Raw genomic sequence first — 3,750 nt, 5'->3', positions numbered from 1 at the left:
GCCGTGAGCCAGATCATCACCTTCGGTTCCATGGCGGCCAAGGCAGTAATCCGTGACGTGGCGCGGGTGCAAGGCAAGTCCTACGGTTTGGCGGACCGTCTATCGAAGATGATTCCGTTTGAAGTCGGCATGACCCTCGAGAAGGCTTACGAGCAGGAAGAAATCCTGCGCGACTTCATCAAGATCGATGAAGAAGCCGCCGAAATCTGGGACATGGCACGCAAACTCGAAGGCGTGGTGCGTAACGTCGGCAAACACGCCGGTGGTGTGGTGATTGCGCCAACCAAGCTCACCGACTTTTCGCCGATTTATTGCGATGAAGAAGGCGATGGCCTGGTCACCCAGTTCGACAAGGATGACGTGGAGGCAGCCGGCCTGGTGAAGTTCGACTTCCTCGGCCTGCGAACCCTGACGATCATCGACTGGGCGCTCAAGACCATTAACCGCGAGCGCGCCAAGGTCGACGAAGAACCGCTGGATATCGCGTTTATCCCGCTGGATGACAAACCTACCTACCAGCTGCTGCAAAAAGCCGAAACCACCGCGGTGTTCCAGCTTGAGTCGCGCGGCATGAAAGAGCTGATCAAAAAGCTCAAGCCCGACTGCCTGGAAGACTTGATCGCACTGGTGGCCTTGTTCCGCCCAGGCCCGCTGCAGTCGGGCATGGTGGATGACTTTATCAACCGTAAGCACGGCCGCGCCGAACTGGCGTACCCGCACTCCGATTACCAGTATGAAGGCCTAAAACCGGTACTGGCGCCGACCTACGGCATCATCTTGTATCAAGAACAGGTGATGCAGATTGCCCAGGTCATGGCCGGTTACACCCTTGGCGGTGCGGACATGCTGCGTCGCGCCATGGGTAAGAAAAAGCCCGAGGAAATGGCCAAGCAACGCGGCGGTTTCATTGAGGGTTGCGCCACCAACAATATCGACGCGGACCTGGCCGGTAACATTTTCGACCTGGTAGAGAAGTTCGCCGGTTACGGCTTCAACAAATCCCACTCCGCCGCCTACGGCCTGGTGTCGTACCAGACTGCCTGGCTGAAAGCCCACTACCCGGCGCCGTTCATGGCAGCGGTACTCTCGGCGGATATGCACAACACCGACAAGGTCGTGACCTTGATCGAGGAAGTGCGCACCATGAAGCTGCGCCTCGACGCGCCGGACGTGAACGCCTCGGAGTTCAAGTTCACGGTGAACGACGAAGGCCGCATCATCTATGGCCTGGGCGCCATCAAGGGCGTGGGCGAAGGGCCGGTTGAAGCAATCACCGAAGCGCGTCAGCATGGGCCGTTCGAGGATTTGTTCGACTTCTGCGCACGGGTTGACCTCAAGCGCATCAACAAGCGCACCCTCGATGGTTTGATCCGCAGTGGCGCGCTCGATCGTCTCGGCCCGTATTTCCATGATGAACCGAAGGCTTACCAGGCGAACATCGACCGCAACCGGGCGGTGCTGCTCACAGCCATGGAAGAAGCGATCAAGGCCGCCGAACAGACCGCCCGCACCCATGACAGTGGCCACGCCGACCTGTTTGGCGGGCTGTTTGTCGAGGAAGATGCCGACGTTTATGCCAACCATCGCAAGGCCAAGGAGCTGACCCTCAAGGAGCGTCTCAAAGGTGAGAAAGACACCCTGGGCCTGTACCTGACCGGTCACCCGATCGACGAGTACGAAGGTGAAATACGCCGTTTCGCCCGTCAGCGCATCATCGACCTGAAGCCAGCGCGCGATACCCAGACCGTCGCCGGCATGATCATCGCCCTGCGCGTGATGAAAAATAAGAAGGGCGACAAGATGGGCTTTATCACCCTCGATGACCGCTCGGGCCGCATCGAGGCGTCGCTGTTTGCCGATGCGTTTCACTCCGCGCAGTCACTGCTGCAGACCGATGCCATGGTGGTGGTGGAAGGCGAGGTCAGCAACGATGACTTCTCCGGCGGCCTGCGCCTGCGGATCAAGCGGGTGATGAGCATGGAAGATGCGCGCACCAACCTGGCCGAAAGCCTGCGCTTGAAGGTCAAGACCGAAGCCCTTAAAGGCGATCAGCTACGCTGGTTGGGTGACTTGCTCAAACGTCACCGTGGCGCGTGCCCGGTGACCATGGAATACACCGGCAATGACGCCAAGGCGATGTTGCAGTTTGGTGAGACGTGGCGAATTGATCCCGCTGATGGCTTGATTCAAGCTTTGCGTGACCAGTTCGGGCGAGACAACGTCTTCCTCCAATACCGCTGACGGTCAGATACGTCTGATCTCGGCTGAACATTTAATCTCGACCTAAACGCGCCTCTCCCTTAAGGTAGGGCGCGAATAGACAACCGGCTGGCCAGGCACTCCTTGGCCGTCGACCCAAGACGGACGCTTATGAACCCGAATTTTCTTGATTTCGAACAGCCGATCGCTGACCTGCAAGCCAAGATTGAAGAACTGCGCCTGGTCGGCAATGACAATTCGCTGAATATCGGCGATGAGATCGCTCGCCTGCAAGACAAGAGCAGCACGCTCACCGAAGACATTTTCGGCAAGCTGACCAGCTGGCAGATCGCGCGCCTGGCCCGCCACCCGCGCCGTCCGTACACCCTGGATTACATTCAGCACATTTTCACCGAATTCGACGAGTTGCATGGCGATCGCCACTTTTCCGACGACGCGGCCATCGTGGGCGGTATTGCCCGCCTGGACGACCAGCCAGTGATGGTGATCGGTCACCAGAAAGGCCGTGAAGTGCGTGAAAAGGTTCGCCGTAACTTCGGCATGCCGCGCCCGGAAGGCTACCGCAAGGCGTGCCGCCTGATGGAAATGGCCGAGCGCTTCAAGATGCCGATCCTGACCTTCATCGACACCCCGGGTGCTTACCCCGGTATCGATGCCGAAGAGCGCAACCAGAGCGAAGCGATCGCGTGGAACCTGCGCGTCATGTCCCGTCTGAAAACCCCGATCATCGCCACCGTGATTGGTGAGGGTGGTTCCGGCGGTGCACTGGCCATTGGCGTCTGCGACCAACTGAACATGCTGCAATATTCGACCTACGCGGTGATTTCGCCGGAAGGTTGCGCCTCGATCCTGTGGAAAACCGCCGAAAAAGCGCCGGACGCTGCCGAAGCCATGGGCATCACCGCCGATCGCCTGAAAGGCCTGGGCATCGTTGACAAGGTTATCGCCGAGCCATTGGGCGGCGCCCACCGCGATCCGGCTGCCGCTGCTGCGACTATCCGTGCCGAGCTGGGTTCGCAACTGGCGATGCTCAAGAAGCTGGACAACGAAGCGCTGCTCAAGCGTCGTTATGAGCGCCTGATGAGCTACGGCCTCTAAGTCCTCGCAGTACCCAATGTGGGAGCTGGCTTATGTGGGAGCTGGCTTGCCTGCGATAGCATCAACTCGGTGTAACAGATGAACCGAGTTGTCTGCATCGCGGGCAGGCCCGGCTCCCACACATGCCCGCTCCCACATTTGCTTTGTGTATGCTTGGCTGCCGTATTCCAGTTCTGCGCCGGTATTTTTGATGAGCCCTACTTTACCCGCCAAACTTCTGCGAAACCTCGCCCCTTGGCGCAACGCCCCCGCCTGGCATATTGCCTTCTCTGGCGGCCTTGATTCCACCGTCCTGCTGCACCTCCTGGCCTCCCTGGCAAACACCGAAACCCTGCCGCCCCTCAGCGCAATCCATGTCCATCATGGTCTGCAAGCTGCCGCCGATGCCTGGCCAAGTCATTGCCAGGGCGTATGTGACGAGCTGGACGTGCC

At 59.3% G+C, this 3,750-nt stretch carries 3 protein-coding genes; all 3 read left to right on the top strand.

Annotated elements, in window-relative coordinates:
• Positions 1–2,241: DNA polymerase III subunit alpha (gene dnaE, locus FEM54_RS27175; protein WP_138453716.1), on the top strand; the 2,241-nt coding region annotated here is incomplete at its 5' end.
• Positions 2,242–2,370: 129 nt separating this feature from the next.
• A complete protein-coding gene (locus tag FEM54_RS27170) occupies positions 2,371–3,318 on the top strand; it encodes an acetyl-CoA carboxylase carboxyltransferase subunit alpha (RefSeq protein ID WP_017137153.1) in 948 nt (315 codons plus the stop codon).
• Between the two features lie 190 nt (positions 3,319–3,508).
• Positions 3,509–3,750, top strand: a 242-nt coding sequence (locus tag FEM54_RS27165; protein WP_276614842.1) for a PP-loop family protein, incomplete at its 3' end; no start/stop codon positions are given.

Source organism: Pseudomonas edaphica, from assembly GCF_005863185.1.
Lineage (GTDB): Bacteria > Pseudomonadota > Gammaproteobacteria > Pseudomonadales > Pseudomonadaceae > Aquipseudomonas > Aquipseudomonas edaphica.
The sequence above is the reverse complement of the archived record's forward strand: the minus strand, read 5'-3'. Positions and strand labels throughout refer to the sequence as shown.

What these genes read in the sequence shown, in the direction of transcription:
- FEM54_RS27170 (WP_017137153.1), top strand. Translation starts at nt 2,371, where the DNA reads ATGAACCCGAATTTTCTTGATTTCGAACAGCCGATCGCTGACCTGCAA.